This window comes from Streptomyces malachitofuscus (assembly GCF_055571035.1).
This window is the reverse complement of sequence record NZ_JBVIGA010000006.1, coordinates 314,724-338,740: the sequence shown is the minus strand read 5'-3', so window position 1 is coordinate 338,740 and position 24,017 is coordinate 314,724. Positions and strand designations below refer to the sequence as shown.

General features: G+C 70.6%; 28 protein-coding genes and 1 pseudogene. 11 read left to right on the top strand and 18 right to left on the bottom strand.

The window, feature by feature from the left end; genetic code table 11:
• Window positions 1-22 precede the first annotated feature (22 nt).
• The gene (pyk, locus tag ACZ44S_RS11945) at window positions 23-1,450 is read left to right on the top strand and encodes a pyruvate kinase (protein WP_466927389.1); all 1,428 of its coding nucleotides are present in this window, start codon (window positions 23-25) and stop codon (window positions 1,448-1,450) included.
• A 90-nt stretch (window positions 1,451-1,540) separates the two neighbouring features.
• Here pyk and ACZ44S_RS11940 read toward each other — a convergent pair whose 3' ends face one another.
• The 4 genes from ACZ44S_RS11940 to ACZ44S_RS11925 all read right to left on the bottom strand — a co-directional run bounded on the left by ACZ44S_RS11940 (window position 1,541) and on the right by ACZ44S_RS11925 (window position 5,875).
• Window positions 1,541-2,896 carry a hypothetical protein gene (locus tag ACZ44S_RS11940; protein ID WP_466927386.1) on the bottom strand — a complete coding sequence of 452 codons (1,356 nt, stop codon included), beginning with the start codon at window positions 2,894-2,896 and terminating at the stop codon, window positions 1,541-1,543.
• The gene (locus ACZ44S_RS11935; protein ID WP_466927383.1) at window positions 2,886-3,488 is read right to left on the bottom strand and encodes a DUF6114 domain-containing protein; all 603 of its coding nucleotides are present in this window, start codon (window positions 3,486-3,488) and stop codon (window positions 2,886-2,888) included. Before ACZ44S_RS11935 ends, ACZ44S_RS11940 begins: the two co-directional genes overlap by 11 nt.
• A gap of 117 nt (window positions 3,489-3,605) precedes the next feature.
• Window positions 3,606-4,241: a DUF6230 family protein gene (locus tag ACZ44S_RS11930; protein ID WP_190161667.1), complete on the bottom strand. Its 636-nt coding sequence runs from the start codon at window positions 4,239-4,241 to the stop codon at window positions 3,606-3,608.
• A 656-nt stretch (window positions 4,242-4,897) separates the two neighbouring features.
• Window positions 4,898-5,875 (bottom strand): tetratricopeptide repeat protein, encoded by a 978-nt coding sequence (locus ACZ44S_RS11925; protein WP_466927380.1) that lies wholly within the window; start codon window positions 5,873-5,875, stop codon window positions 4,898-4,900.
• Between the two features lie 236 nt (window positions 5,876-6,111).
• Between ACZ44S_RS11925 and ACZ44S_RS11920 the strand changes: the two genes are divergently transcribed.
• The 5 genes from ACZ44S_RS11920 to ACZ44S_RS11900 all read left to right on the top strand — a co-directional run bounded on the left by ACZ44S_RS11920 (window position 6,112) and on the right by ACZ44S_RS11900 (window position 10,442).
• Window positions 6,112-6,738 (top strand): TetR/AcrR family transcriptional regulator, encoded by a 627-nt coding sequence (locus tag ACZ44S_RS11920; RefSeq protein ID WP_466927377.1) that lies wholly within the window; start codon window positions 6,112-6,114, stop codon window positions 6,736-6,738.
• A gap of 203 nt (window positions 6,739-6,941) precedes the next feature.
• Window positions 6,942-7,754 (top strand): SAM-dependent methyltransferase, encoded by an 813-nt coding sequence (locus tag ACZ44S_RS11915; RefSeq protein WP_466927374.1) that lies wholly within the window; start codon window positions 6,942-6,944, stop codon window positions 7,752-7,754.
• Window positions 7,755-7,813: 59 nt separating this feature from the next.
• Window positions 7,814-8,719, top strand: a complete 906-nt coding sequence (locus ACZ44S_RS11910; protein WP_466927371.1) for a LysR family transcriptional regulator — start codon at window positions 7,814-7,816, stop codon at window positions 8,717-8,719.
• Between the two features lie 95 nt (window positions 8,720-8,814).
• Complete coding sequence (locus ACZ44S_RS11905; protein ID WP_466927369.1) at window positions 8,815-9,405, top strand: cysteine dioxygenase family protein; 591 nt, start codon at window positions 8,815-8,817, stop codon at window positions 9,403-9,405.
• The gene (locus tag ACZ44S_RS11900; protein ID WP_466927366.1) at window positions 9,405-10,442 is read left to right on the top strand and encodes a YeiH family protein; all 1,038 of its coding nucleotides are present in this window, start codon (window positions 9,405-9,407) and stop codon (window positions 10,440-10,442) included. Before ACZ44S_RS11905 ends, ACZ44S_RS11900 begins: the two co-directional genes overlap by 1 nt.
• A gap of 69 nt (window positions 10,443-10,511) precedes the next feature.
• Here ACZ44S_RS11900 and ACZ44S_RS11895 read toward each other — a convergent pair.
• The 8 genes and pseudogenes from ACZ44S_RS11895 to ACZ44S_RS11860 form a co-directional block, all read right to left on the bottom strand.
• Window positions 10,512-10,681, bottom strand: a pseudogene (locus ACZ44S_RS11895) (sugar ABC transporter permease); the annotation flags it as partial.
• Window positions 10,682-10,784: 103 nt separating this feature from the next.
• Window positions 10,785-12,485 carry an acyl-CoA mutase large subunit family protein gene (locus ACZ44S_RS11890; RefSeq protein ID WP_466927363.1) on the bottom strand — a complete coding sequence of 567 codons (1,701 nt, stop codon included), beginning with the start codon at window positions 12,483-12,485 and terminating at the stop codon, window positions 10,785-10,787.
• 79 nt (window positions 12,486-12,564) lie between these two features.
• Window positions 12,565-12,897 carry a DUF3817 domain-containing protein gene (locus tag ACZ44S_RS11885; protein WP_466927360.1) on the bottom strand — a complete coding sequence of 111 codons (333 nt, stop codon included), beginning with the start codon at window positions 12,895-12,897 and terminating at the stop codon, window positions 12,565-12,567.
• A gap of 102 nt (window positions 12,898-12,999) precedes the next feature.
• Complete coding sequence (locus ACZ44S_RS11880) at window positions 13,000-14,106, bottom strand: methyltransferase domain-containing protein (protein WP_466927357.1); 1,107 nt, start codon at window positions 14,104-14,106, stop codon at window positions 13,000-13,002.
• Window positions 14,103-14,471, bottom strand: a complete 369-nt coding sequence (locus tag ACZ44S_RS11875) for an MvdC/MvdD family ATP grasp protein (protein ID WP_466927354.1) — start codon at window positions 14,469-14,471, stop codon at window positions 14,103-14,105. Before ACZ44S_RS11875 ends, ACZ44S_RS11880 begins: the two co-directional genes overlap by 4 nt.
• On the bottom strand, window positions 14,468-15,079 hold the full coding sequence (locus ACZ44S_RS11870) for an MvdC/MvdD family ATP grasp protein (RefSeq protein WP_466927351.1): 612 nt from the start codon (window positions 15,077-15,079) through the stop codon (window positions 14,468-14,470). Before ACZ44S_RS11870 ends, ACZ44S_RS11875 begins: the two co-directional genes overlap by 4 nt.
• A 4-nt stretch (window positions 15,080-15,083) precedes the next feature.
• Complete coding sequence (locus ACZ44S_RS11865) at window positions 15,084-15,359, bottom strand: hypothetical protein (RefSeq protein WP_466927348.1); 276 nt, start codon at window positions 15,357-15,359, stop codon at window positions 15,084-15,086.
• Between the two features lie 323 nt (window positions 15,360-15,682).
• A complete protein-coding gene (locus ACZ44S_RS11860) occupies window positions 15,683-15,841 on the bottom strand; it encodes a hypothetical protein (protein WP_466927346.1) in 159 nt (52 codons plus the stop codon).
• Window positions 15,842-16,002: 161 nt separating this feature from the next.
• Between ACZ44S_RS11860 and ACZ44S_RS11855 the strand changes: the two genes are divergently transcribed.
• Window positions 16,003-17,175 carry a helix-turn-helix domain-containing protein gene (locus ACZ44S_RS11855; RefSeq protein WP_466927343.1) on the top strand — a complete coding sequence of 391 codons (1,173 nt, stop codon included), beginning with the start codon at window positions 16,003-16,005 and terminating at the stop codon, window positions 17,173-17,175.
• Between the two features lie 65 nt (window positions 17,176-17,240).
• Here the strand turns inward: ACZ44S_RS11855 and ACZ44S_RS11850 are convergent, their stop codons facing one another.
• From ACZ44S_RS11850 to ACZ44S_RS11835, 4 genes are all read right to left on the bottom strand, one after another.
• Window positions 17,241-17,750, bottom strand: a complete 510-nt coding sequence (locus ACZ44S_RS11850; RefSeq protein WP_466927340.1) for a MarR family winged helix-turn-helix transcriptional regulator — start codon at window positions 17,748-17,750, stop codon at window positions 17,241-17,243.
• Window positions 17,751-17,830: 80 nt separating this feature from the next.
• On the bottom strand, window positions 17,831-18,019 hold the full coding sequence (locus tag ACZ44S_RS11845) for a GntR family transcriptional regulator (protein WP_466927337.1): 189 nt from the start codon (window positions 18,017-18,019) through the stop codon (window positions 17,831-17,833).
• A 252-nt stretch (window positions 18,020-18,271) separates the two neighbouring features.
• A complete protein-coding gene (locus tag ACZ44S_RS11840) occupies window positions 18,272-18,565 on the bottom strand; it encodes an MTH1187 family thiamine-binding protein (protein ID WP_062715249.1) in 294 nt (97 codons plus the stop codon).
• Entirely contained in the window at window positions 18,562-18,906 is a 345-nt protein-coding gene (locus ACZ44S_RS11835; RefSeq protein WP_466927334.1) for a DUF3817 domain-containing protein, read from the bottom strand. The genes ACZ44S_RS11840 and ACZ44S_RS11835 overlap by 4 nt, the downstream gene beginning before the upstream one ends.
• A gap of 207 nt (window positions 18,907-19,113) precedes the next feature.
• Between ACZ44S_RS11835 and ACZ44S_RS11830 the strand changes: the two genes are divergently transcribed.
• From ACZ44S_RS11830 to ACZ44S_RS11815, 4 genes are all read left to right on the top strand, one after another.
• Window positions 19,114-19,746 carry an AIM24 family protein gene (locus tag ACZ44S_RS11830; RefSeq protein ID WP_466927493.1) on the top strand — a complete coding sequence of 211 codons (633 nt, stop codon included), beginning with the start codon at window positions 19,114-19,116 and terminating at the stop codon, window positions 19,744-19,746.
• A 1-nt stretch (window position 19,747) separates the two neighbouring features.
• Window positions 19,748-20,398 (top strand): AIM24 family protein, encoded by a 651-nt coding sequence (locus ACZ44S_RS11825; protein ID WP_190161655.1) that lies wholly within the window; start codon window positions 19,748-19,750, stop codon window positions 20,396-20,398.
• Window positions 20,399-20,418: 20 nt separating this feature from the next.
• Window positions 20,419-21,171 carry an AIM24 family protein gene (locus tag ACZ44S_RS11820; RefSeq protein WP_466927490.1) on the top strand — a complete coding sequence of 251 codons (753 nt, stop codon included), beginning with the start codon at window positions 20,419-20,421 and terminating at the stop codon, window positions 21,169-21,171.
• A gap of 97 nt (window positions 21,172-21,268) precedes the next feature.
• Entirely contained in the window at window positions 21,269-21,745 is a 477-nt protein-coding gene (locus ACZ44S_RS11815; protein WP_466927331.1) for a MarR family winged helix-turn-helix transcriptional regulator, read from the top strand.
• A 6-nt stretch (window positions 21,746-21,751) separates the two neighbouring features.
• Here ACZ44S_RS11815 and ACZ44S_RS11810 read toward each other — a convergent pair whose 3' ends face one another.
• Both ACZ44S_RS11810 and ACZ44S_RS11805 read right to left on the bottom strand, forming a co-directional pair.
• Window positions 21,752-23,212: a sensor histidine kinase gene (locus ACZ44S_RS11810; protein ID WP_466927328.1), complete on the bottom strand. Its 1,461-nt coding sequence runs from the start codon at window positions 23,210-23,212 to the stop codon at window positions 21,752-21,754.
• On the bottom strand, window positions 23,209-23,925 hold the full coding sequence (locus tag ACZ44S_RS11805) for a response regulator transcription factor (RefSeq protein WP_466927325.1): 717 nt from the start codon (window positions 23,923-23,925) through the stop codon (window positions 23,209-23,211). The genes ACZ44S_RS11810 and ACZ44S_RS11805 overlap by 4 nt, the downstream gene beginning before the upstream one ends.
• Window positions 23,926-24,017 lie beyond the last annotated feature (92 nt).

The window sequence follows — 24,017 nt, the reverse complement described above, 5'->3', positions numbered from 1 at the left end:
AACAAACCGATAGGATCGCCCCATGCGCCGTTCGAAAATCGTCTGTACTCTCGGCCCCGCGGTCGACTCCCACGAGCAGCTTGTCGCCCTGATCGAAGCCGGCATGAACGTGGCCCGCTTCAACTTCAGCCACGGCACGCACGCCGAGCACCAGGGCCGGTACGACCGGGTCCGTGCCGCCGCCAAGGAGACCGGCAGGGCCATCGGTGTCCTCGCCGACCTCCAGGGCCCCAAGATCCGCCTGGAGACCTTCGCCGAGGGTCCCGTCGAGCTGGTGCGCGGTGACGAGTTCACCATCACCACCGAGGACGTCCCGGGCGACAAGACGATCTGCGGGACGACCTACAAGGGCCTGCCGGGTGACGTCTCCCGCGGTGACCAGATCCTGATCAACGACGGCAACGTCGAGCTGAAGGTGCTGGACGTCGACGGCCCCCGGGTGAAGTCGATCGTCATCGAGGGCGGGGTCATCTCCGACCACAAGGGCATCAACCTGCCCGGCACGGCCGTGAACGTGCCGGCGCTGTCCGAGAAGGACGTCGAGGACCTGCGGTTCGCCCTGCGGATGGGCTGCGACCTGGTCGCCCTGTCCTTCGTCCGGGACGCCAAGGACGTCGCCGACGTCCACCGCGTGATGGACGAGGAGGGCCGCCGGGTCCCCGTCATCGCCAAGGTGGAGAAGCCGCAGGCGGTGGAGAACATGGAGGACGTCGTGATGGCGTTCGACGGTGTGATGGTCGCCCGCGGTGACCTCGCCGTCGAGTACCCGCTCGAGAAGGTCCCCATGGTGCAGAAGCGCCTGATCGAGCTGTGCCGGCGCAACGCCAAGCCGGTGATCGTGGCGACCCAGATGATGGAGTCGATGATCACCAACTCCCGGCCGACCCGCGCCGAGGCCTCCGACGTGGCCAACGCGATCCTGGACGGCGCCGACGCGGTGATGCTGTCCGCCGAGTCGAGCGTGGGCGCGTACCCGGTCGAGACCGTGCGGACCATGTCGAAGATCGTCCAGGCGGCCGAGCAGGAGCTGCTGTCCAAGGGCCTCCAGCCGCTGGTGCCCGGCAAGAAGCCGCGTACGCAGGGCGGTTCGGTGGCCCGTGCCGCCTGCGAGATCGCCGACTTCCTCGGCGGCAAGGGCCTGGTGGCCTTCACGCAGTCCGGCGACACGGCCCGTCGGCTGTGCCGCTACCGCGTCGCCCAGCCGATCCTGGCGTTCACCACCGACGAGTCCACCCGCAACCAGCTGGCGCTCAGCTGGGGCGTGGAGCCGCACGTCGTCCCGTTCGTGAACAGCACCGACGAGATGGTCGAGCTGGTGGAGCAGGAACTGGTCCGGCTGAGCCGGTTCAGCGAGGGCGACATCGTGGTGATCACGGCCGGCTCGCCGCCCGGCGTCCCGGGCACGACCAACATGGTCCGGGTGCACCACCTGGGCGGCGCGACCGCCTGACCCGCACCGCGCGTGCACGACGCCGAGGGCGCCCCCTGCGGAGGGGGGCGCCCTCGGCGCTGCGGCTCCCGGAAGGGTTCTGACGGGTGCTCAGTCGGTGACGTACTGGTGCAGCCCGGGCACGTGCAGGGTTCCGCCGAACTGGCCGGCCTGCTGCACCTTCACGTTGGTGAAGTAGATCAGCGGGATGTTGAGCGGCGGCGGGTGCTCCGGGTCGAACGTGATCGGGATCAGTCCGAGCAGGTTGCCGGAGATGCTCTCCGTGTACATCACGGTGTCGCCGTCGCGGATGGTGGACGTCGACCCCTTGGCGGCCTGCACGTGGTAGGTCTTGCCGGACTGCTCGTCCTTGACCGTCTGGTGCAGGTCCCCGATGTCGGTGCCGTCGGATATGACGTACTTCAGCACCTTCTTGACGGTGCCGTTGGCCGTCCGCACCTCGACGATGCCCTTGTAGTCGGCGCCCTTCAGCAGCAGCGAGCTGGCGTTCAGGAACCACGGGTCGTCGGGCAGCGGGACCTTGTTGTCGACGCCGCCCTCGGCGTCCGTGGCGACCGGGCAGTCCTCGAGGTCGACGCCGGGCGTCTCGGAGGGGCTCGGCGAGGCGGTGGCCCCCGGGGTGGCGGTCGCCTCCGCGGCGGGCTCCTCGGCCTGCTGCCCGGCGTCCTCGGCCGCCTGCGACGCCTTGTCGCCGGCGTCCTGCGCGACATCCTTCGCGGTGTCCGCCGGGGCCTCGGTGGCCGCCTTCCCGGCGGTCTCCTCGGCCGCGGCGGCCGTCTTGCCGGCGTCGTCGGCGGTCGGGGCGGAGGTGGACGGGGTGGGGCTCGGGGCCGCCTCCTGCTCCTGGTCCCCGGGCGTGAAGACGTCCTTGATGGCCTGCCCGATGTCCTCCAGCACATTGCCGTCGGTCTCCGAGGGGGCCGGCGCGGGCTCGGTCCGCTCCCCGGCGGCCTGGCCGCCCGCGGTCGCGGAGGGGCTCGGCGTGGGCTCGGGCTTGTCGTCGGAACCTGAATCCGGCGAAGAGTCCGAGCCGTTGTCCGTTCCCTGGTCCGATCCCGCGTCCGGGGCCTCCTGTGCGGGGGCCGAGGGGGTCGGCTCCGCCGAGGGCTTCTCGTCCGGCGAGGCGGTGTCGCTCGCCGTGGCGGACGGGGTGGGCGACGCGGTGGCGTCGTCCCCCTTCTCGGCCTTCTCGATGGCCTCCAGGCACTCCTTGAACTCGTCGGCCGTGAGGTTCTTGGACGACGGCTGGTCGTCGGCCTGGGCGAGCGTCGGGGTGAAGCCCATCCCCATGAGGACCGCGGTCGGCATCGCCGCGATGGCTATCGCCTTCCCGGCGGGCATGTGGAACCTGGTGAACAGCGGCTTCTTGGGTGCCGCGTGGCGCGGCCCGGTTCTCACACGGGACGTGTCCACCTCAGTCCCGTGGGTCACCTCGTCAGCCGGCACTGTGCCTCCCGTTCGCCCCGTTCGCCGGGCTCGTTCCTGACAGGTCGTTCTCTCCCGGCACCTTGGGGGCCTGGGAGTGATCCTCATCGCCCATCGGCGTGGTGCCGTCGACGGGGTCCAGGACCGTGGTGTCGGCGGTCGCGCCCTCCGGTGCCCCGCCGTGGCCGTCGCCGTCCGCCGAGGGCTCCTCGGCGGGCGGTGCGCCCGGCGCCCACGACACGGCCATCGCTCCGCCCACGAGGGAGAAGAGGAAGCCGATGAGGAAGCCGCCGAGGTTGGACACAGGGATGGACACGAGCGCCAGCAGGATCGCCGCGACACCCGCGAAGACCCGGACGTGCTTCTGGAACCAGAGGCTGACACCGAGGACGACGAGCAGCACACCGATGATCAGGGACCCGGCGCCCGCGGTGGTCGCCATGGCCAGCGTCAGATGCCCGATCTGGAGGTTCGCGTACGGGAAGTAGGCGATGGGGAGTCCGCCGAGCATGACGAACAGCCCGGCCCAGAACGGCCGCGCGCCCCGCCAGGCGCGGAACTGCTGCCTGCGGCGGGTGAACTGGCCGGAGGCGGCAGGAGTCTCGGCGCTCATGGAAAACAGCTCCCTGGTACGGCTTTGCTGTGGTGGTGATGTGCGCCGCGCGTGAAGGCGCGGCGGGAAGGTGGACGGGCGGGGGCGCCACCGGCTCCCCCGCCCGTCAGCGAGTGCTTAGTAGCACTCCTTGACACCCGTCGAGAGCGACATCTTCAGACCGCTGAGCTTGAAGGTTCCGGCGGTGGTCGCCCACGCCGTCTGCTTCACGTCCTTCAGCACGGCCTTGTCCGCCTGCTGGGCGAACCCGTAGGGGTTGGCCTGCTCGCCGCCGCCCTTCATGCCCGGACCCTTGTTGGCGTCCTTGGCGGCCACACCGATGTCGATGTTCGTGAACGTCGCGTCGGCGTTCAGGTCGGCGACGTCGATGTACAGGTTCTCGGCCTCGACCGGCTGGGCGCCGTCACCGGCGCGCAGGATCAGGCTGACGTTCCCGAGCACCGGAATGTTCGGGGTGACGACCGACTGGCACAGGCTCTTGATGGTCGCGGACTTGAACGCCGAGACCGCGACGGGGTGAACCGTCTTCTTGCCGGAGAGGGTGTACCCCTCGTCAAGGGCGCCGTACTGCGAGAAGCCCGTACCGACGAGCTCCTTCGTGGTGACCTTGAACGACTGCCCCGAAACGCTGAACGACGCCGCGAGGGCGCCCTGCGCGAGAGCGACGCCTATGCAAGCCGTGGCGGCAACGCTGGGCACCATGACCACAGCGAACCGCTTCCATCTGGTCCCGCCACGCACCTGGGACTCCATATTTCCTCCTTCTCGGACGTACATCTCCTGTCCTGACTCGCCGCCATGAACGGCGGACCGGCCGGGCAGGGATGGGAGAAGTGCTACGTCCTCGGGAAGGAGAGCGCCCGCACTCGGCGGCGCACACATGCGCCCGAATCACCGGCGATCACCCCCGAGCGACAACCACTGGTCGCGCCTGACACGCATCACGCACAACCCTGCTGGACAGGCTTCGCCGGGTGGGCGAAGACCCCCCTGTCCAAGAACCGGCGCCATGGGTGCCGGTTCTGCTCGGTGGGGACCCAGGAGTTCCCGCGGCCCGACCGGCTGTCGGGGTACGGGTAATGGACCGAGCGTCGCCGATCGTGGTGCATTCTCGCCGCCCGCACAAGGGGGTTCGTTACTCGCTAGTAACGGCCGGATAACCGTGCAACGACGCGCCGGCCCCACTCAGCGACGCTCGGTGCACCGAAGGGGCCGTACAAAACTATTGATCAGTGGACAGAATCCGACAGATCAACGCCTGCAACTTACTTGCAGTAACAGCGGCCGCGATTACCAAGATTTGGTAAAGCGCGGCCGCACCGGTCTCCATGAGCCAATCCGCAACTCGGGCACCACGCACCCGACCGACCGGCAAAACCGCCCGAATCAGGCACCCGCGCCCGGGGTGCTCAGAACAGGGCGCGCGCCAGCGCCCGGCGCGCGGCGATCACACGCGGGTCCTCGGCACCGACCACCTCGAACAGCTCCAGCAGCCGTACCCGCGCGGCGTCCCGGTCGTCGCCCGCGGTGCGCCCCACCGTCTCGATGAGCCGGCCGAAGGCGTCCTCGACATGACCGCCCACCAGGTCCAGGTCGGCGGCGGCGATCTGCGCGGCGGCGTCGTTCGGCTTCTCGGCCGCTTCTCCGCGCACCTTCGCCGGGTCCAGTCCCTGCACCCGCTGCAGCAGTTCGGCCTGCGCCAGGCCCAGCTTGGCCTCCGGGTTGCCCGGGTCGTCGGCGAGCACGTTCTTGTACGCCTGGACGGCACCGGCGAAGTCACCGCTGTCCAGCGCCTGCACGGCGGCCTCCAGCAGGGCGTCGTACGGCCCGGCGGCCTCGGCCGGGGCGGCGGCCGCGCCCCCGCCCGGCTCGGCGTCGGCGTCGACGGTGAGACCGGTCAGGCCGAAGCGCTGCTCGCCGACCTGCACCAGCTGGTCCAGGGTCTGGCGGATCTGCGCCTCGCCCGCGGCCCCCTGGAAGAGCGGCAGCGCCTGGCCGGCCACCACCGCGAAGACCGCCGGGATCCCCTGGATCCCGAACTGCTGCATCAGCATCTGGTTGGCGTCGACGTCGATCTTGGCGAGGAGGATGCGCCCGTTGTACTCGACGGTGAGCCGCTCCAGGAGGGGGCTCAGCTGCTTGCAGGGCTCGCACCACTCGGCCCAGAAGTCGATGACGACCGGGACCTCGGTGGACCGCTGCAGAACGTCGCGCTCGAAGCCGGCCTCGTCGACGTCGATAACGAGATCGGCCGGGGAGACGGCGCCCCCGCCGCCCTGCCGGGCCGTTTCGGCGCGCGCCTGCTCCGCCTTCGTCTTGGCCTCCTGGGCCGCCTTCACCGCGGCGAGGTCGACGACTCCGCTCATGGACATGTTCCGTGGCTGCATGCGCCTATCCTCCCCCGTACTCCGCGTGTGTGTGAAAAGCGCCCGGGAAACCCAGGCGTACGTGTGCGTTGGCGCCGGGTCCCCACCCCGCGCCGGTGGTCGTCGCTCGGGCACGCCGGTCACGCGTGCTTTCGCTACGAGCCGTAGCGTAATGCCGACCGGGGCTCCCGTGACATCCCGCCTCCGTGATCTCTCTCACCACGGACCGTCCGGTATCCGCCGGTTATGGTCGTGACATGCAGAGCCGCACCCCAGCCAGTCGCACCGGGCGCCCGCGCAGTGCCGCCGCGGACGCCGCGATCCTGGCCGCGACCCGTCAGGCTCTGGTCGAACTCGGCTGGTCCAAGCTCACCTTGGGAGACGTCGCGGTGCGCGCCGGGGTTGCGAAGACCACCCTCTACCGTCGCTGGGCGGGCAAGAACGAACTGGTCGTGGACGCGGTCGCGGAGCTCTTCGACGAGCTGAGCCTGCCCGACCGCGGCTCCCTGGCCGCCGACATAGAGGGTGTGGTGCTCCAGTTCGCCGCGATCCTGGCCCGTCCGGAGGCCAGGAGCGGGCTGATGGCGGTGATCGCCGAGGCCACCCGGGACGACCTCCTGCGCGAGCGCATCCGCGCCTCGATCGTCGAACGGCAGAAACGTCTCGTCCTCGCGGGCCGGGCCCGCGCCCAGGAGCGGGGCGAGCTGCCGCCCCAGCCCGACGCCGAGGCGGCGGCCCGCACGGTCGACCTGATCTTCGACATGGTGGCCGGCGCGGTGGTGCACCGCACGCTGGTCAGCGCGGAGCCGGCCGACGAGGAGTGGGCGCACGGCTTCACCCGCGTCCTGCTGTCGGGCCTCGCCGCCGCACCCGGCACCGTCTGACGCACGACGGCCCGCCCGACGCGATCGAGCCCGCCCGACCACGCACCCCAGCCCGACACGCGCCGGACCGCCCGACGCCGAGGCGGCCGCGAACCGGCCACGGTCGGCCGGTAGTCGCCTGTCGCCGCCCTTCGCGCCCTGCGAGGATCCTGATCATCCCCACCGGGGACATACGGGACACCGAGCGGCCAGGGAGGGCGCGCATGACCGGGACCGGACCCGTCACGGCACGGATCGACACCTCCAGGCCGCATCCGGCCCGGGTCTACGACTGGTTCCTCGGCGGCAAGGACAACTATCCCGTCGACGAGGAACTGGGCCGGCAGATCATGGGCGTCGACGGCACGGCCCGTCACATCGCCCGCACCAACCGCTGGTTCATGCAGCGCGTCACCCGGTGGCTGGCCGGCCCGGCGGGTGTTCGGCAGTACCTGGACGTCGGCACCGGCATTCCCACCGAACCCAACCTGCACCAGCTGGCCCAGCGCGTCGCGCCCGAGTCCCGCGTCGTCTACACCGACAACGATCCCATCGTGCTGAAGCACGCGGAGGCGCTGCTGCGCAGCACCCCCGAGGGCGTCACCGACTACGTCCAGGCCGATGTGCGCGAGCCGGAGCTCATCCTGCGCCGGGCCCGCGAGAGCCTGGACCTCGCCCGCCCCGTGGCCCTGTCCCTCGTGGCGCTGACGCACTTCCTCGGCGACGAGGACGACCCGTACGCCCTGGTGGCGCGACTCGTCGACGCCCTTCCCTCCGGCAGCTATCTGGTGCTGTCCCAGCTCACCGCCGACTTCGACCCCGAGGCGGTCGGCCGCGGGGTCGCGATGTACCGGGCGGGCGGTGTCACGCTCGCCCCCCGCGGCCGCGCGGAGGTCGCCCGCTTCTTCGAGGGGCTGGACTTCGTCGACCCCGGTCTCGTCCAGGTGACCGACTGGCATCCCGAGCTCGCCGTGGACGAGAGCACCGACGCCGGCGCCGTGATCTCGCTCTACGGGGCGGTGGCCCGCAAGCCGTGACGGGAACCGCCCCGGCGGCGGGCGACGGCGGCACCCCAAAAGCTGCTTATGATGCCCGGGTGTTCGATTCCCGGCACATCAAGACGTTCCACGAGGTCGTCAGGACCGGCTCCTACTCGGCCGCCGCCCGTGCCCTCGGCTACACCCAGCCGGCGATCACCCAGCAGATGAAGGCCCTGGAGCGGGACACCGGCTCCGCCCTGTTCGTCCGGGTGGGCCGCGGTCTGCGGCTCACCGAGGCCGGCGAGGCGCTGGCCCGGCACACCTCGGTCATTCTCGACGCCATGTCCGCCGCGCAGGAGCAGATGAACGCCCTCACGCGGCTGCGCGCCGGACGGGTCCGCCTGTGCGCCTTCCCGAGCGCCAACTCCACCCTGATCCCCGAGACCCTGGCCCGGCTGACCGTCGACCATCCCGCGCTCCGCGTCGACCTGCTGGAGAACGAGCCGCCCGAGTCGCTGCGGCGGCTCACCCGGGGCGAGTGCGACGTCTCGCTGGCGTTCACCTATCCCGGACTGCACGAACAGGTTCCGGAAGGGCTGGTGGAGATACCGCTGCTGGAGGACCAGCTGACCGTGCTGCTGCCGGCCGGGCACCCGCTGGCCCGTCGGCGGGCGGTCCGTCTCACGGATCTGGCCCAGGAGCGCTGGATCGCCGGCTGCCCGCGCTGCCGGGCCAATCTGCTCCACGAGTGCGCGGAGGAGGGGTTCGTCCCCGACATCGCGTTCATGACCGACGACAACCTCGCCGTGCAGAGCCTGGTCGCGGAGGGGCTGGGGGTCGCCATGCTCCCCTCGCTCGTCCTGAACTTCATGCGCCATCCGAAGGTCGCCGGCCGGCCGCTGCGGCCCGTCTCCCGGCGCAAGATCTCCGCCTACGTCCTGCCCGAGCACCTGCGGATACCGGCGACGGCGCGCGTCCTGGAGGGGCTGAAGGCGGTGGCGGCCGCGAAGGACGGCTGCTGAGTCCTTGCCGGACGGGCCCATCCATAAGCGGTGCTTGGGAAAGGCGAAGAAACTCGCGTTGGACGTGATGCGTCCTGGCGGCCGACGCTCCTGCCATGCCTCCCGCTCCCGGTGCCACGAGTCTCCCGGACGCCTTCACCGTCCCGCGCCCCACCGCACGCCTCGCCACCCTGATCGCGGACATCAGAGCCACCGTCGGCCGCGGACTGCCGCCCGACCCCACGGCCCATCTCGTCGGCGAGTGCCTCGCCCCGCACCTGGGCGCCCCCGACCTGCTCACCCCCGGGCAGTGCGAGAGCGACCCGGCGCACTACCGACAGCACCTGCTGCACGCCGAGCACGACGGCAGCTTCTCCGTCGTCGCCCTGGTCTGGCTGCCCGGCCAGGGCACCTCGGTGCACGACCACATCGCCTGGTGCACCACCGGCGTCCACGAGGGCCGGGAGCACGAGCGGCGCTACCGGCTGCTGCCCGCCGCCGGCCCGGACGACGGCGCACGGCTCGTCGCCACCGCCGACGTGGTCAACGAGCGCGGCGAGGTCTGCGGCTTCGCCCCGCCCGGGGACATCCACCGGGTCCGGAACGACGGGCCCGGCAGGGCGATATCCCTGCACGTCTACGGCGCCGACATATCCCGCTTCGGCACCAGCGTCCGCCGGGTCTATCCACAGCCGGCGGACCGCTGATGGCGCTGCTGGAGAAACGGCCGGCCGCACCCGCCCCGGGCGCCGCGGCCGCCACCCGCCGGCCCGGACTCGTCCTCGCGGCACTCGCGGTCGCGGCCGCCTGGTGCGTGCACCGGGTCCTGCCCGGCGTGCCGATGCTGACCGCCGCCGTCGTGCTGGGCGTCGTGGCCGCGCATCTGCCCCGGCTGCGGTCGGTCGTACGGACCTCCGCGCGGCCGGGGCTGTCGTTCGCCGGCAAGCGGCTGATGCGGGCCGGGATCGTGCTCCTCGGGCTGCGGCTCGCCTTCGCCGACATCCGCGCCCTGGGCTGGGCCGCCGTCCTCATGGTGCTGGGCGTCGTGACGGTCACGCTGCTGGGCACCTGGTGGCTCGGCAGACGCCTCGGCCTGCCCGGCGACCAGCCCCTGCTGATCGCCGCCGGGTACGCGGTGTGCGGGGCGTCGGCGATCGGCGCGGTGGGCGAGGCCCGCGGCAGCGACGAGCGGGACGCGGCCACCTCGGTCGCCCTGGTGACCCTCTGCGGGACGCTCGCCATCGCCGTGCTGCCGCTGCTGCAGGGCGTGCTCGGGCTGAGCGACGCCGAGTTCGGGCGCTGGGTCGGCGCGAGCGTGCACGACGTCGGGCAGGTGGTCGCCACCGCGCAGACGGCGGGCGGTGCGGCGCTCGGCGAGGCGGTGCTGGTGAAGCTGATGCGGGTGGCCCTGCTCGCCCCGATCGTCGCGGCGGTCGCCCTGGGCGTCCGGCGCGGCAAGGGCCGCGTCCCGGGTGCACCGCGTGTGCCGCTGGTCCCCCTGTTCGTCGTCGGCTTCCTCGCCGCCGTGGCGCTGCGCAGCACGGGCCTGCTGCCCGCACCGGCCCTGGAGGCGGCCCACATCGCCCAGGAACTCCTGCTCGCCGCCGCCCTGTTCGGCCTGGGCAGCGCGGTCGACCTGCCCGCCCTGACCCGCACGGGCGCCCGCGTCGCGGCCCTGGGCCTGGGGGCGTGGGTGGTCGTGGCCGGACTGTCGTACGCCGGGGTACTGCTGATCTCCGGCTGACCGACCGCTCCCACCCAGCGGCACGGCACCCTGCAACGGCGCACCGGCCGACGGCGGCTCGGCCGACCCGATACCCTGCGGGATCTCCCGCATCGCGGCCAGGTAGATCAGCGCGGTGCAGCCGGTCCAGCGCCAGATGCGTCCTGCCAGGCGATCGGGTCGACCCCGACGAAGTCCAGCGCCCAGTTGACACGGCCGTAGTCACGGCCGTGGAGCAGCACGAACACCAGCGTGGCGGCGATCTAGGTGGCGTACGGAGCGCCCGCACAACGCGGCCGGCAGGCACCGTGTCCGTCGACACCGTGCCTGCCGGGTTGCCGTGTGCGAGCCGCGTGCCGGGGTTCAGAAGCCGGCCGGCTCCGTGTACACGCCCCACTCGTCGCGCAGCACGCCGCAGATCTCGCCGAGCGTCGCCTCCGCGCGTACGGCGTCGAGCATGGGCTCGATCATGTTGGCGCCGGAGCGCGCCGCCGCGACCATGGCGTCGAGCGCGCCGCGCACCTTCGCGTCGTCGCGGGCGGCCTTGCGCTCGCCGAGCAGCCGGACCTGCTCGCGCTCCACCTCGTGGCTGACCCGCAGGATCTCCAGGTCCCCGGTGACCGACCCGGTGTGGACGTTGACGCCCACGACCCGCTTGTCGCCCTTCTCCAGCGCCTGCTGGTAGCGGAACGCCGACTCGGCGATCTCGCCGGTGAACCAGCCGTCCTCGATGCCGCGCAGGATGCCGGAGGTGATCGGCCCGACCGGGTGCTTGCCGTCCGGGTGGGCGCGCAGGCCCCGCTCCTTGATCTGCTCGAAGATCTTCTCGGCGTCCGCCTCGATCCGGTCCGTGAGCTGCTCGACGTACCAGGAACCGCCCAGCGGGTCCGCGACGTTGCCGACGCCGGTCTCCTCCATCAGCACCTGCTGGGTGCGCAGGGCGATCTCGGCGGCCTGCTCGCTGGGGAGGGCGAGGGTCTCGTCGAGGGCGTTGGTGTGCAGCGAGTTGGTCCCGCCGAGCACCGCGGCCAGCGCCTCCACGGCCGTGCGGACGACGTTGTTGTACGGCTGCTGCGCGGTCAGCGAGACACCGGCGGTCTGCGTGTGGAACCGCAGCCACTGCGCCTTCTCGCTCTGCGCGCCGTACACGTCCCGCATCCAGCGCGCCCAGATGCGCCGGGCGGCACGGAACTTGGCGATCTCCTCGAAGAAGTCGACGTGCGCGTCGAAGAAGAAGGACAGCCCGGGCGCGAAGACGTCGACGTCCAGCCCGCGGCTGAGCCCCAGTTCCACGTACCCGAAGCCGTCCGCCAGCGTGTACGCCAGCTCCTGCGCGGCCGTCGCCCCGGCCTCGCGGATGTGGTAGCCGGAGACCGACAGCGGCTTGTACGCGGGGATGCCGGCGGCGCAGTGCTCCATCAGGTCGCCGATGAGGCGCAGATGCGGCTCGGGCTGGAACAGCCACTCCTTCTGCGCGATGTACTCCTTGAAGATGTCCGTCTGCAGCGTGCCGTTGAGCACGCCCGGGTCGACGCCCTGCCGCTCGGCGGCGACGAGATACATGCAGAAGACGGGCACGGCGGGCCCGCTGATGGTCATCGAGGTGGTGACGTCACCGAGCGGGATGTCCCGGAACAGCACCTCCATGTCGGCCGCCGAGTCGATGGCCACCCCGCAGTGGCCGACCTCGCCCAGCGAGCGCGGGTCGTCGGAGTCGCGGCCCATGAGCGTCGGCATGTCGAAGGCGACGGAGAGGCCGCCCCCGCCGTTGCCGAGGATCATCTTGTAGCGCTCGTTGGTCTGCTCGGCGTTGCCGAACCCGGCGAACTGCCGGATGGTCCACGTCCGCCCCCGGTAGCCGGTCGGATACAGACCGCGGGTGAAGGGATACTCACCGGGCCAGCCGATCCGCTCGAACCCGTCATAGGTGTCCCCGGGCCGGGGACCGTACACCGGCTCCACGGGATCGCCGGAGAGCGTGGTGAAATCCGCGTCGCGCTTGCGTGCGGCGTCGTACCGGGCCTGCCAGCGTCGGCGGCCCTCGTCGATGGCGTCAGCGTCCATACCCTCGAATTTACTAGGACGTCCAAGTAAATGTCGATGGGAGACCGCCGTACGCTGCTCCGCACGGCGGTGAGACGCGTTACGCGACCGCGGGGGCCTCGTCGGCGACCTTGGCCTCCAGCTCACGGCTGACCTTGCGCTCCACGAAGAACGCGGCCGTGGGGACGGTCCCGGCCAGCAGCACCCAGAGCTGCTTCTTGACCGGCCACTTCGCCTTGGAACCGAGGTCGAACGCGAAGATCAGGTAGACGACGTAGAGCCATCCGTGGGCGATGCTGACCACCTGGGTGAAGTCGGCGGCCCCGCCCATGTCGAGCGCGTACTTGCCGATCATGCCAAAGGTCAACGCGACGAGGAGAACACCGGTCACGTAGGCCATGATCCGGTAGCGGGTGAACACGCTCTTCTTCATGCCTTTGAGCGTATCCGGCCGCTCCGGGAGATCTTGGCGGGGGTCGGCCCCGCTCCCGGAGCCGGCGGGTGGCACCCGAGCCCGCTCATGCACCTCCGAGGCTCAGGGCCGGCGACTCGGCCACTCCTGCGGCAGCCCCTGGCCGGGTTCGTCGAGCCAGTACGTCTGACCCTCGGGAGTGACGGTCACACCGAAACGTTCGCGCGAGGGGTGCCCGTGAGACTCGAACCACTCGTATGTGCGTTCGGCAATGTCCCACAGCCTGCGGGGACCGCTCTGGTGGACCGTGCCGTCCTGCACGTACGCCCACGATCCGTCGCCGGCCCACATGCGGTGGCCGGTGACCGTGCCGTCACTCATCTCCCGGGCTTCCCCGATCTCACCGACTACGAGGGAATGCACGAAGCGAAAACCGTCGTCGCCGAGATCGCGGGGGTCGACGACGGCGTTCCGGTGGGTGGGGTCGCCGGGCGGCCCCGGGTACGGGACGCCACCTGTGCCGTTCTCGTCGCGGGCCTTCATGAAGTAGGAGCCACCAGCAAGAAAACGCCCCAAGAGGGTGCCGTCCTCGCTGACGCTCATCCGAGCGTTGCCCCAGCCGAGGGGGCAGACGATGGCGCCTCCGGGCCTGACACTGCGCGCCAGAGCGTACGGGAAGGCGTCGAACCCGCAGGTGATGATCATCCGGTCCAACGGGGTGTCGGCCGGAAAGCCCGCCCGGGCGTCAGCCGTCCGCACCGTCGGGTGGTGGCCCACCTCGCCGAGGCGGGCCCTGGCCAGACGAGTGAGATGGGCGTCGACCTCCACGGTGATCAGGTTCTTGTCGCCCGACCGGTGACACATCAGGGCCGCGTTGTAGCCGGTTCCGGTGGCGACCTCCCCGATCGTGTCACCGTCCTCGACGCCGAGCGCTTCGAGCATCCGGAGCATGAGGCTGGGCTGGGACGAGGAGGAGGTGGCCACGCCGTCGGACACCTGCGTGGTCAGTGCGCGGTCGCTGTAGACCGCGTCGAAGTATCCGTCGTCGTCGGCCGTGACGACGGCCCACTCACCGTCCATCTGGCGGTGGAAGAGAGGGACGAACACATGGCGGGGCGTCTCGGCGACCGCTCTGTACCAGGCGGGATCGCGCAGGTGACCGTCGTCCGCGAGCCGTTGGGTCATGTCCTGTCGCAGGGCTTGTACGGCAGGAGGGTCCGCGTAGCTCAACTGATCGCTCCTCGCAGGAGAGAGGCGTGCGCCTCGGGGATGGGCAATCCGGTGGCCCGGGCGATGAACTGCCACTGGCCGGCCGGGTTGCACTCGTAGAAAACCCATTCACCGTCGGGCCGCACCGCGAAGTCGAAGGCCCCGTAGTTCATTTGGTAGAAGTTCATGAAGCGTCGCACTCGCCGGGCGACATCTTCGGGGATTCCGACAGGCTCGTACTCAAGGGCGTCGTAGTCGCTGCGCCAGTCGGCGCGTCCCCGTTCGCTCCTGGCATGAATGGCGACGGGGAACATGCGACCGCCGACGACGGTGAGGCGTACCTCGTACGCCTTGGGCACCCACTCCTGGAGATAGTGGGCCGTCAATTCCAGGGACTCGTCGAGGTCGCCGACGTCGAGCCTGCGGGTGGGATCATCAGAGCCGGGCGGCCGGCGAGGTCGAGAGAGGCTGCGGCGATGGGCTTGCACGCGAGTGGGCCACCGATGTCTTCGCCCCATGCACGTGCGGCGGCGAGGTCGTTGCCGATGTAGGACCGGGGCACGCGCAGGCCGCACACGGTGGCGGTGGTGAGCTGACCCGGCTTGTGGGCGGCGGCCCGGTAGACGTCGGGGTGGTTCATCCAGGTGACCGGCAGCGAAGTCAGGACTTGCACCATGCCGACGAGGGCCTGAGACAGCGCCCATTCGCGGTAGGCGTCATCCACCTGGGGAGAGAGGATGGGGAGGCCGGGCCGCCCGTAGTAGACGGCCCGGACCTCCTCCAACCGCACCGCGCGCCGGCTGGTCTCCAGTCTTCCGAGCCATCCGGGCGCCATGGCCCTGTGCTCGGCGGCCAGGACGACCTGCTGGGGAAACTCGGCCAGATCGAACCGCAACACAGGCGTTCCGCTCTCGGAGAGTGCGTGAACCACCAGGTCCGCGGTGGGATCGAGTTGCTCGGCGACGATCAGGACGTGCCCGCGCGGTGCAGTCACCGTGTTACCTCGCGACCTTGATCAGTCCGTGCCCGGCCGGTACCTGCTTGGGGTCTGGTTCCTCGAACAGGTACGGGTCCTTCGTCTCGTCCGCCGGCCCGTTGGAGTCGTTGTTGGTGCCGGTGGAGGAGGCCGCGATGGGCTCCAAGGCCCACAGCCCGCCGTCAGGAGTGACGTTGACCTGTCGGTCCGCGTCGTACCGGAACGAGTGGGGATCGATGGTGACGGTGTAGGCGGGCGCCGGTGCCTGAGCGCCGAGGGGTACGAGAGTCGTGGTCACGGATTGTCTCCTTGGGTGATGGATGTCGTCGTGCAGCCCGCCCCGGTGATGGTGCGAGGGGGAACCACCGAGACGGAAGTCGGGTGTTCAGGCGCGATCCCTCGCTGCGCAGTACTGCCACACCATGTGGTCCAGTTCGGCGATGCACATGGCGCAGCCGTATAGCGGCGCCTGTGCCCCGGACGAGACCACGGGACCGATCCAGGTCACGGTCACGTTCGAGCGACGGCAGTACAGCCAGCAGGTGCCGGTGATCCAAGGGCTGCCCGGGAGTCGGCGGCCCTCGGTGGCAGCGGGGTGGCACGCGATGTGCCCGTGAGTGCTCACCGGAGTGCGGCCGCGAGGTGACGGTGCCGAGTGCACCTGCACGGCGGCCAGTTGTCGGAGAGCGGGATCGTCCTGATCGGCGTCACCTCGTGCTCTTCGCGGATCACGATCTTCTTGCCGTCCGGAGTCACCCGGTACACCGTCATGGTCATCATGTCTGTCCTCAGCTCGCGGACATTCCCTTGTTCGCTGTCCGTAACCAGTCAACGACACTCCGCGTGAGCGAAGGTGCACAGGAAGTGCACAGGGCGGCGCGTGGGTAGTCGTGGACTGAGAGCATCAAGAGCAGGAGCATCCGACCGGGAAGACACCACGTATGAGCGCAGAGAGCACCACGCCCGGGCCGGGCGCCAACGTCAAGGTCCTGCGCGTGCAGCGCGGCTGGCTGCAGGACCACCTGGCCGCCAGGGCGGGCATGTCGAAGTCCATGCTCGGCAAGATCGAACGAGGTGAGCGCCCGCTGATCCAGGGCATGGGCGCGGCGCTGTCCAACGCTTTCGGAATCACGCTGGACGAATTGCTCGGACGGAGCCCTGTCGGCCCGGGTGACGAGGACCGGCTGAAGGAGCTGCGGAGTGCCATGCGGCGCTTCGATCTGCCTACGGATGAGCCGGTCCGCGGCGAGCTCCTGGAGCAGGACCTGACGGAACTCGTCCACCTTCGCGGCGACGCCGATCTGGCCGCCGTGACGCAGCGCCTGCCCGGCCTGCTGCGCCGGGCGCAGGACCGCGCGCACGCGACAGGTCTGCCGGAGCACTGGGCACAGGTGGCCGACGTCTACAGCACGACCTACTGGCTCGCCGCGCGGCACCGCTGGATGACGCTGGCGGAACTGGCGGTGGTCAAGCAGCAGCAGGCGGCGGAGCGGGCGAACCCGTTGACTCGCGCCGTCGCGGCCCGGGACGAGGCCGGTACGTTCCTCAACGGCGGAGACTTCGCGGGCGGTCTCGCAGTGGTGGACCAGGCGGTGGTGGAGGCCGAGTCGACCCTGTCGGGCCGGGCCCGCAGCCTCGGGCTCGGGCTGCTGCATCTGCGGGGGATGACGCTCGCCGGCCGGCTGGCGGACAAGAAGACGGCGCGGCGGCACATCGAGGCGGCGCGGAAGGCGGCCGAGGTCTTCGACACCGATGTGAACGTCAACGGTATCCATTTCGGGCCGGAGAACACGGCGACGCACGTGGTGGCGACCAACGCGGACCTGAACAGGCACGCGGATGCTCTGGAGGCCGGGGAGAGGTACCTACGAGAGGGCCCCACGCTGCCCGCCACGCGTATCGGACCACTGCACATGAACGTCGCACGCTCGAAGCTGGCGCTGGGCGACCGCGACGGGGCGGTGGACTCTCTCGCCGACGCGTGGAAGGCGACGCCGCAGATGGCGAAGGTGCACCCGACCTTCCAGGAACTGAGCCGGGTGCTCGTCTCGCTGCACAAGCGGAGCAACCCCAAGGTGACCGCGCTGGCGAAGCGGGCGGGGATCGCCCTGTAGGAGGCCGTCGCGCTCGCGCCCGCGCTTGGGCCGACCGGGGGGCGGCGCCCGCGGCCCGTCCGGCGTCAGCCCTCCTCGAAGTCTCCCGCCGCCAGGCGCAGGGGGCGGAGGATGGCGAAGAGTTCGGCGCATTCCTCGGCGTCGTAGGCGCCCAGGCCGAAGTCCATGGCCATCAGGTCGCGGGTGGCGGCCTCGACGACCTCGCGCCCCTTGTCGGTGATGGTCGCGAGGGTGCCGCGGCCGTCGTTGGGGTTGGGACGCTTGGCCACCAGGCCCGAGCGCACCAGGCGGTCCACGGTGTTCGTCACCGACGTGGGGTGCACCATGAGCCGCTCGCCGATCTTGGACATCGGCAGCTCACCCGACTTGGAGAAGGTCAGCAGCACCAGGGCCTCGTACCGCGCGAACGTGAGTCCGTACGGCTTGACCACCGCGTCGACCTCGGCCAGCAGGATCTGATGCGCCCGCATGATCGAGGTGATCGCGGCCATCGACGGCACACTTCCCCAGCGCTGCTTCCAGAGCTCGTCGGCGCGGGCGATGGGATCGAACGAGAGACTGAGCGGCTTCGGCACGGAGCAGACCCTACCGGCCGGTCATATGTCGGTCAGCCCTGTCTCACTCATCGGTACCGCCGCATTGCGCAGGGGAGCCGTCAGCGCAAGACATAGCTCCCCGCTCCCAGAACCGTACGCAGGCGTCCCTCCTCCCGGAGAGCGACGACGGCCTTCTGGACCGTCGACTGCGTCACCCCGTACTCCGCCGCCAGCGCGACCGTACCGGGGAAGCGCTCACCAGGCTCCCATTCACCCGAGTCCAGACGTCGACGGAGGTCGGCGGCCACCGCGACACCACCCAGCTTCGACGCCTGCCCCGGCGGGAGGGCGACCGGCCCGCGTTCGTCTCACCGGGCGACGGGATCGTCAACCGACTGGCCGACGCCCTGGAGGCCGAACTGATCGAGACCGCGCAGGCAGACGCCACTCGGGCACGAGGCCCGGCCGGTAGCAGCGGGCAGCGGATGCATGAAGGGACCCGGTGGGCCTGCCGGTAAACGCGGCGCCACTGGGTCCCGGGACGCGGCCCTTGCCCACGGCTACTCGGCCAGGTGCCGTTCCACCGTCTCCACCTTCGAGGTGAGGCCGTCCGTCACACCTGGGCGGATGTCCGCCTTGAGGACGAGCGAGACGCGCGGCGCGCGTGCCTCGACCGCGGCCACGGCGCGCTTCACCACGTCCATGACCTCGTCCCACTCGCCCTCGACCGAGGTGAACATCGCGTCGGTGCGGTTCGGCAGCCCCGACTCGCGGACCACCCGTACGGCGTCGGCGACGTACTCCCCCACGTCCTCGCCGACGCCCAGCGGCGTCACGGAGAAGGCGACGATCACGCGTTCACGACTCCCTCGGTGCGCGCACGGGAGGCGATCACCGCGTCCTCGGCCTCACGCTTGAGCCGGCGGTCGGCGAAGAAGCCGCCGGTGGGCAGGACCGACATGAGGAAGTAGAAGGCGGCGGTCTTCAACGGCCACTTGGCGCGGTTCCAGGCGTCCGCCCAGAAGAGCACGTACAGGACGAAGAGGAAACCGTGGACCGCGCCCATCACCGGGACGGCGTTGAAGTCCGTGGTCCGCTTCAGGACCGAGCAGACGAGCAGCAGCAGGAACGAGATCGCTTCGGGGCCCGAGACCAGGCGGAGTCGGCGGAGGGCGGTGGCGGTCTTGATGTCCACGGATCACCTTCGGTGGGAGAGACGTCGGCGTCGACGGTTCGGACGGCTTGTGAACACACGCACAAGCGCGCGTCCATTGTGGCAAACCCCGTACGCGATCACGGGAGGGGGTCCGTAAGGGGGACCATCGGGGTTCCCTCGGGGTGCGACTCCGCCTCGGGGATCTGTCGGCGGGGCAAAGGGGCCGCTACCGTCGCAACCGTGGCGATGTTCCGACTTCAGAGCAGCAAGGTGCTCGCCGTCGACATGACCGGGGATTCCGTGAAGGCGAAGAACGGCTCCATGGTCGCGTACGACGGCGAGATGGCCTTCAAGAAGCTCAGCGGTGGCGGTGAGGGCCTGCGGGGGATGGTGACCCGGCGGCTCACGGGTGAGCAGATGACACTGATGGAGGTGAAGGGGCACGGGACCTGCTTTTTCGCGGACCGGGCCTCCGAGATCAATCTGGTGGGGCTGCAGGGCGACAAGCTGTACGTGGAGTCCAGCAATCTGCTGGCGACGGACGGGGGGCTGCGCACCGGGACCACGTTCACCGGTCTGCGCGGGGCCTCGCAGGGCAACGGGCTGTTCACGACCACGATCGAGGGGCACGGCCAGGCGGCGATCATGTCCGACGGTCCGGCCGTGCTGCTCCGGGTCAGCCCGCAGTACCCGCTGACGGTGGATCCGGGAGCCTATGTGGCCCATCAGGGGAATCTGCGGCAGTCGTTCCAGTCGGGTGTGACCTTCCGCACGCTGATGGGCGAGGGCGGCGGCGAGGCCTTCCAGATCCGCTTCGAGGGCGACGGGGTGGTCTACGTCCAGCCCAGTGAGCGCAACACGATCGCGGGGGACGTCTGACATGGGCTTCCGGGAGATCAACTCCAAGATGATCGAGGCCACCGTGGCGCCCGGTCAGCGGCTGTTCAGCCAGCGCGGCGCGATGCTCGCGTACAAGGGCGAGGTCTCGTTCACCCCGAACACGGCCGGCGGCCAGGGCGGGGTGATGTCGATGATCGGCCGGCGCGTGGCCAACGAGGACACGCCCCTGATGACCGTCGAGGGCAGTGGCACGGTGCTGTTCGGGCACGGCGGCCATCACATCCAGGTGATCAGCCTCGCCGGGGACACGCTGTACGTCGAGGCCGACCGCCTGCTGGCCTTCGAGGGCACGCTGGAGCAGGGGACGGTGTTCCTCGGCTCCCAGGGCGGGGTGATGGGCATGGTCCGCGGGCAGGTCTCCGGGCAGGGGCTGTTCACCACGTCGCTGAAGGGGCACGGCGCCGTCGCCGTGATGGCCCACGGAGGAGTGATCGAGGTGCCGATCACCCCGCAGCGGCCCGTGCACGTCGACCCCCAGGCCTACGTCGCCCACCACGGCGACGTCCGCAACAAGCTGTCGACCGCCCTCGGCTGGCGGGACATGGTGGGCCGCGGCTCCGGCGAGGCCTTCCAGTTGGAGCTGAGCGGCAGCGGTGCCGTGTACGTCCAGGCATCGGAGGAGAAGCTGTGAGCAGCCCTGTGCACGACCCGATGACGCTGCCGTCCGACGACAACGTCGATCACTACACCTTCTGCGTGGAGCTCAAGGGCACCCAGTGGTTCATGCAGAAGGGGAAGATGATCGCCTACTACGGCTCGATCGAGTTCAACGGCATCGGACACGGGCGACTCGACCGACTTGTCCGTACGTCGTTCCATTCGCCTCTGCACGCGAGCGACTGGGTCGTGGCGGAGGGCTCGGGCAAGATGCTCCTCGCCGACCGGGCCTTCGATGTGAATTCGTACGACCTCGAGGACGGCAACCTGACCATTCGCTCGGGCAACTTGCTAGCTTTTCAGCCAAGTCTGTCGCTGAAGCAGTCGATCGTGCCGGGTTTTCTGACCCTGATCGGAACCGGGAAGTTCGTCGCCGCGTCCAACGGTCCGGTGGTGTTCATGGAGCCGCCGATCCGGGTGGACCCGCAGGCGCTGGTCGGCTGGGCGGACTGCCCGTCCCCGTGCCACCACTACGACCACGGCTACATGACCGGCGTCATGGGCGGTCTACGTGCGATGACGGGCCTGGGCGGGGCCTCCGGCGAGGAGCACCAGTTCGAGTTCGTGGGGGCGGGCACGGTGCTGCTCCAGTCGTCCGAGACGCTGATGGCGGAGCAGGCCACGGGCGTCACCCCGCACGAGCCGGGGGTACCCGGGAGCGGGGTTCCGGGCGGCCAGGGGCAGGGGGCAGGGGCACCGCGTCTTCCCGGACAGCTGGGAGACCTCCAGCGTCGCTTCGGGCTGTGAGCGGTAGTGTGCGGGGTGTGACATCGAACGCCTGACCGCGATGTCACACGGAAGCCCTATTAGTTCGCCTTTCAACTTCCTTAGGTAGACTTCATTCATGGAGACCGAGACGGCCACCCGCTGGCTGACCAATGCGGAGCAGTGCGCCTGGCGCACCCACCTGGAGGTCAACAAGCTGTTGACCTACCAGCTCGAGAAGGATCTGCAGCCGTTCGGCCTGACAATGAACGACTACGAGATCCTGGTGAACCTGTCCGAGTCGGAGGACCGGCGGATGCGGATGAGCGACCTCGCCTCCGCCACCATGCAGTCCAAGAGCCGCCTCTCGCACCAGATCACCCGCATGGAGAACGCGAACCTGGTCCGGCGCGAGAACTGCGAGTCCGACCGCCGCGGACTGTACGCGGTCCTCACCGAGCACGGCATGGAGACCATGCAGAAGGTCGCGCCGCACCACGTGGCGTCCGTGCGCCGGCACTTCATCGACCTGCTCGCCCCCGAGGCGCTCATCGAACTCGACAAGGCGCTGAAGCCCATCGCCGAGCATCTGCGGGGCCAGAGAGGGCGTTCCTGACGGCCCTCAGCCCGTGCGGGCGAGCGGCAGGCGGAGTTCGAACAGGGCTCCGCCGGCCGGCGCCGCACCCGCGGTGAGCGTCCCGCCGTGCCGTACGGCGACGTCCCTCGCGATCGCCAGCCCCAGTCCCGCGCCACCGTCGTCGCGACTGCGGGCCGCGTCCAGCCGTACGAACCGCTCGAAGATCCGCTCCCGGTCGGCCTCGGCCACACCCTCGCCGTCGTCGGCCACCCCGAGCACCGCCCACGCGCCCTCCCGCCGCACGGTCACGGTGACCCGCTCGCGGGCGTGCCGCCGGGCGTTGTCCAGCAGGTTGGCGAGCACACGGCCGAGCTGTCCCCGCGATCCGGTCACCTCCGCCGGCTCCGCGTCCACCGTCACACCCGGACGCCCGGCGGCCTCCTCACGGGCCAGTGCGGCCAGGTCCACCCGCGCGTCGGCGGGCCGCTCCCCCGCGTCCAGCCGGGCGAGCAGCAGCAGATCGGCGGCGAGCTGCTGGAGCCGCACGGTGTCCTCTACGGCGCCGTCCAGGTCGAGCAGCTCCGGGTGGGCCGCGGCCACCTCCAGCTGCGTCCGCAGCGACGCGATCGGGCTGCGCAGCTCGTGCGAGGCGTCGGCGACGAACCGCCGCTGCCGCTCCACGGACGCCTCCAGCGCGGTGAGCGTGGCGTTGGTGGTGCGGGCCAGGCGGGCGATCTCGTCGTGCGTCGCCGGTTCGGGCACGCGGCGGGCCAGATCCTCGGAGGCGGTGATCGCGGCCATCTCCCGGCGGATGCCCTCCACCGGACGCAGGGCACGCCCGGTGACCAGCCAGGTCACGCCGGCGACCACGCCGAGCAGGACGGGGAGGCCGATGAGCATCCCGGTCAGCGCGGTGCTCACCGCGCTGTGCTCGGCGGCGAGCGGGGCACCCGCGTGGACCGTCAGCCGGCCCCGGTCGGGGGTCTGCACCTCGACGGCGGCGAAGCGGTAGTCCTCGCTGTCGCCGTCGATCGTCGCGGAGCCGTTCTCGAAGGTGACCCCGCGGGCGATCTCTCCGACGTCCAGGGACTCGCCGGAGTCGTCGTCACCGGAGTCGTCACGCGAGTCGTCGCGGGAGTCGTCCGCGTCGTCGTCATCGTCGCCGTCATCGCCGGGCGGCGACGGCGCCGGCGTCACGTCTGGCGTCGCCGTGCCGGTGATCCGTTCCAGGTCCTCGGAGGCCGCGACCAGGGTGCCGTCCTCGTCGACGATCTGCACCGGCCGGCCCTCGGTGTCCAGGCCGGAGAGCTTGTCGTACGGCGTCCGGGCGGCGAGTTCGGCGGCGACCGCCCGCGCGGAGCGCTCCGCCTCGGTACCCGCCTCCCCGATCAGATTGGAGCGCAGCGACAGCAGCACGGCGGTGCCCGCCGCGACCAGGGCCACCGCGACGACGAGGACCGCACCGAGCGTCGCCCGTGCGCGGACCGAGCCGAACAGCCGGCTCACGGCGCCGACTCCAGCCGGTAGCCGGCACCGCGCACGGTACGGATGAGTCCGGCGCGCAGTTTGCGGCGCAGGGCGCTGACGTAGACCTCGACGATGTTGGGGTCGCCCTCATAGGCGAAGTCCCAGACGTGCTCCAGGATGTCGGCCTTGGACACCACCTCGCCGGCCCGCAGCACGAGGTGCTCCAGGACCGCGAACTCCTTGGCGGTCAGCGTCACTTCGTCCTCGCCCAGGTACACGCGGCGGGCGGCGGTGTCGACCTTGAGGTCGCCGTGCACATGGACCGGGGAGGCGCCGGGGCTCTGCCGGCGCAGCAGTGCCTTGATCCTGGCGACGAGGACGACGTAGGAGAACGGCTTGGTGAGGTAGTCGTCGGCGCCGGTGTCCAGGCCCTCGGCCTCGTCGTACTCGCCGTCCTTGGCCGTGAGCATCAGGATCGGCACGTCGTGTCCGGCGGCGCGCAGGGCGGCGCAGACGCGGTAGCCGTTCAGGCCGGGCAGCATGATGTCGAGGATCAGCAGGTCGTACGTGCCCTCCGTGGCCCGGTGCAGCCCCTCCCGGCCGTCGTGGACGACGTCCACGGCGTAGCCCTCGGCGGTGAGGCCCTTGGCCAGGGAGAGGGCGAGGCGTTTTTCGTCCTCGACGATCAAGAATCGAAAGGGGCGGCGCGAAGCGCCTCCGGCAGGGTGGTGGTGGGAGACGGGCGGGCGCATGGGTCCAGGGTGGCAAAGGGAAGCTGAAGATCACTTCAGGCGGCTTCAGGTTGCGCTCAGCGTCCGTCGGCGAGAGTGAAGTCGTCGAAAAC

Excerpts from the sequence above, each read along its gene's own strand:
- ACZ44S_RS11920 (WP_466927377.1), top strand. The coding sequence starts at position 6,112 with ATGCAGAGCCGCACCCCAGCCAGTCGCACCGGGCGCCCGCGCAGTGCC.
- ACZ44S_RS11860 (WP_466927346.1), bottom strand. The coding sequence starts at position 15,841 with ATGATGACCATGACGGTGTACCGGGTGACTCCGGACGGCAAGAAGATC.
- ACZ44S_RS11890 (WP_466927363.1), bottom strand. The coding sequence starts at position 12,485 with ATGGACGCTGACGCCATCGACGAGGGCCGCCGACGCTGGCAGGCCCGG.
- ACZ44S_RS11930 (WP_190161667.1), bottom strand. The coding sequence starts at position 4,241 with ATGGAGTCCCAGGTGCGTGGCGGGACCAGATGGAAGCGGTTCGCTGTG.
- ACZ44S_RS11815 (WP_466927331.1), top strand. The coding sequence starts at position 21,269 with ATGGAGACCGAGACGGCCACCCGCTGGCTGACCAATGCGGAGCAGTGC.
- pyk (WP_466927389.1), top strand. The coding sequence starts at position 23 with ATGCGCCGTTCGAAAATCGTCTGTACTCTCGGCCCCGCGGTCGACTCC.
- ACZ44S_RS11925 (WP_466927380.1), bottom strand. The coding sequence starts at position 5,875 with ATGCAGCCACGGAACATGTCCATGAGCGGAGTCGTCGACCTCGCCGCG.
- ACZ44S_RS11900 (WP_466927366.1), top strand. The coding sequence starts at position 9,405 with ATGGCGCTGCTGGAGAAACGGCCGGCCGCACCCGCCCCGGGCGCCGCG.
- ACZ44S_RS11915 (WP_466927374.1), top strand. The coding sequence starts at position 6,942 with ATGACCGGGACCGGACCCGTCACGGCACGGATCGACACCTCCAGGCCG.
- ACZ44S_RS11820 (WP_466927490.1), top strand. The coding sequence starts at position 20,419 with ATGACGCTGCCGTCCGACGACAACGTCGATCACTACACCTTCTGCGTG.
- ACZ44S_RS11805 (WP_466927325.1), bottom strand. The coding sequence starts at position 23,925 with ATGCGCCCGCCCGTCTCCCACCACCACCCTGCCGGAGGCGCTTCGCGC.
- ACZ44S_RS11830 (WP_466927493.1), top strand. The coding sequence starts at position 19,114 with ATGTTCCGACTTCAGAGCAGCAAGGTGCTCGCCGTCGACATGACCGGG.
- ACZ44S_RS11935 (WP_466927383.1), bottom strand. The coding sequence starts at position 3,488 with ATGAGCGCCGAGACTCCTGCCGCCTCCGGCCAGTTCACCCGCCGCAGG.
- ACZ44S_RS11825 (WP_190161655.1), top strand. The coding sequence starts at position 19,748 with ATGGGCTTCCGGGAGATCAACTCCAAGATGATCGAGGCCACCGTGGCG.
- ACZ44S_RS11855 (WP_466927343.1), top strand. The coding sequence starts at position 16,003 with ATGAGCGCAGAGAGCACCACGCCCGGGCCGGGCGCCAACGTCAAGGTC.
- ACZ44S_RS11885 (WP_466927360.1), bottom strand. The coding sequence starts at position 12,897 with ATGAAGAAGAGCGTGTTCACCCGCTACCGGATCATGGCCTACGTGACC.
- ACZ44S_RS11905 (WP_466927369.1), top strand. The coding sequence starts at position 8,815 with ATGCCTCCCGCTCCCGGTGCCACGAGTCTCCCGGACGCCTTCACCGTC.